General features: G+C 70.3%; 1 protein-coding gene and 1 pseudogene. Both read right to left on the bottom strand.

What is annotated here, in order from left to right:
- Positions 1–121: 121 nt before the first annotated feature.
- Positions 122–1,727: pseudogene (locus tag KME75_RS40870) on the bottom strand (peptide chain release factor 3).
- Positions 1,724–2,131: a MerR family transcriptional regulator gene (locus KME75_RS40865; RefSeq protein ID WP_219420359.1), complete on the bottom strand. Its 408-nt coding sequence runs from the start codon at positions 2,129–2,131 to the stop codon at positions 1,724–1,726. The pseudogene KME75_RS40870 and the gene KME75_RS40865 overlap by 4 nt, the downstream one beginning before the upstream one ends.
- Positions 2,132–2,500: the final 369 nt, after the last annotated feature.

The raw sequence follows: 2,500 nt of genomic DNA, 5'->3' as shown, positions 1-2,500 counted from the left end.
TCGCGGTGTCCGGTCGGGCAGCAACGGCTCCAGCCGTGCCCACTCCGCGTCGGTCAAGTCGTGGCGATCAAGCACAGAAGAGATCTACCGCAGCCGACCCGCATGATCCACGGGACACGCTCTAGCGGCCGACCGAGCCCGCGGGCAGCGGCTCCAGTACGAGGTCGTCGAACTTGCGCCGGACGGTCTCCATCCGCCACTTGTTGCTGAACACCGCGAGCAGCGCCCCGTCGGCCCGCCGGGTGAGCACCTCCACCTCGCTCTGCCCGGCCAGCAGCTCCGCGCCCGCCGCATCGGTGCGCCGCGTGACTGAGTAGCCAAGGGGTTCGAGCGTGACCGGCGCGCGGAACTCCGACTCCAGCCGCGCGGTGACCACCTCGAACTGCAGCGGCCCGACCGCGGCGAGCACCGGGGCCTGGTCACCCCGTAGATCGGACCGCAAGACCTGGATGACGCCCTCGCTGTCGAGCTGCTCGATTCCGCGGCGGAACTGCTTGAATCGGCCGGCGTCGGCGGCACGAACCACGGCGAAGTGCTCGGGGGCGAAGCTGGGGATCGCCGGGAACTCCACCGGATCCTCGGCGTAGAGGGTGTCACCGGGTCGCAGCGCGCCGGCGTTGACCAGGCCGACGATGTCGCCGGGAAAGGCCTCCTCCACCGTGGTGCGCTGCTGGCCGAACACCGCCTGGGCGTACTTGGTGGCGAACGGGCGGCCGGTGGCGGCGTGGGGTGAGCACCATGCCGCGCTCGAAGCGCCCCGAGCAGATGCGCAGGAACGCCATCCGGTCGCGGTGCGCGCGGTCCATGCCGGCCTGCACCTTGAACACCAGCCCGGACAGCGACGCCTCCAGCGGACGGGGGGCGCCCCCGTCGTCGGGCCGCGCTTCGGGCGCGGGCGCGAGGTCGACCAGCGCGTCCAGCAGCCGCCGGACGCCGACCCCGACCAGCGCCGCGCCGAACAGCACCGGCGTGGCCGTGCCGGCGAGGAAGTCCTTCTCGTCGAACTCGGCCCCGATCTCGCGCAGCAGCGCCAGCTCGTCCTGCGCCGCGGGCCAGAACTCCGGCTCCGCCGCGGCGACCTCGGCAGCAGGCACTGTCTCGGCCACCGCCCGCGTGGCGCCCCCGGCGGTCCGGGAGAACCGGGTGAACTCTCCGGTGGCGGTCTCCACCAGCCCGCGCAGCTCGCCCGCGATCCCGACCGGCCAGGTGATCGGCATCGGCCGCAGCCCGATCGTCTGCTCCACCTCGTCGAGCAGCTCCAGGGCCTCCCGGCCGGGCCGGTCCCACTTGTTCACGAACGTCAGCACCGGAATGCCACGGGTGCGGCACACGTCGAACAGCTTGAGCGTCTGCGACTCGAGGCCCTTCGCCGCGTCGAGCAGCATCACCGCGGCGTCGACAGCCGCGAGCACCCGGTAGGTGTCCTCGGAGAAGTCGCCGTGACCGGGGGTGTCGAGCAGGTTGATCACGCAGTCGCGGTAGGCGAACTGCAGCACCGCCGACGTGATCGAGATGCCGCGCTTGCGCTCCATCTCCATCCAGTCCGACGTGACGCCCTTGCGCCCGGACTTGCCGTGCACCGCACCGGCCTGGTCGATAACCTCGGCATACAGCGCCAGCGCCTCCGTGAGCGTGGACTTGCCCGCGTCCGGGTGGCTGATCACCGCGAACGTGCGGCGCCGCGCCGCTTCCCGATGAACAGGCAGTTCCCCTGCAGTGGTGGTCATCGTCTCCCGTCGCTCGTACGCCGCGCGGCGGGCGCGGCCAGCGTTCGCAGATCCCGCGACAACTTCTCGAGCCCCATCACCTGGGCACGCAGCGCTTCGATGCGACTGTCAGCTGCCGCCCGATACATGGCCAACCGCCCGGTGAGCTGTTCAGTGCGCTCAGGGTCACGGCCGTCGTCGGCGGACACGGCGTCGATCACGCCCAGAAGGTCGCGGATCTGTTCGAGCGTGAAGTCGAGCGGTCGGATCGTCCTGATGAGCGCCAGCCGTTCCACGTCGGCCTCCGAGTACAGGCGGAAGCCTCCCGCCGACCGTTCCGACGGCACGACGAGACCGATCTCGTCGTAGTGCCGGATCGTGCGCAGGGACAAGCCGACGCGGGCCGCGACCTCCCCGATCTGCATCACAGCCATCGAACAACTCTACCGCAGGGGAAGAGTGGATGCGATCTCGCCTGCGCACGCAGCAGACCCGAGGGGCAGTCTACGGGAGCATCTTTCAACCTGACGTAAGGGTAGGGTGTCACCATCGCCCACGGGCCGTCTGCCCCAGCGTGGTGGCGAGGCCGACAGGTAGCCCCGTCATCACTTGTGCAGGAGAACGCGTGCCTACCGCCCTCGAGAGCCATCCCAACGCCACCGTCGTCGATCTGCCTCGCAACCAACCCCAGCTCGACCTGAACATCGCCACGCTCGGCCAGGCGCGGATCACCTCGCCGATGGCTCCGCTGCTCGACGCCGCGAACACCACCGAGCACTACGTCAACGAGAACG

This window comes from Pseudonocardia nigra (genome assembly GCF_019396355.1).
Taxonomy (GTDB): Bacteria; Actinomycetota; Actinomycetes; order Mycobacteriales; family Pseudonocardiaceae; genus Pseudonocardia; species Pseudonocardia nigra.
Note: the sequence above shows the minus strand (reverse complement) of the source record. Positions and strands in the feature narration are given on the sequence as shown.

Coding starts and splice junctions, on each gene's coding strand:
- KME75_RS40865 (WP_219420359.1), bottom strand. CDS start 2,131: ATGCAGATCGGGGAGGTCGCGGCCCGCGTCGGCTTGTCCCTGCGCACG.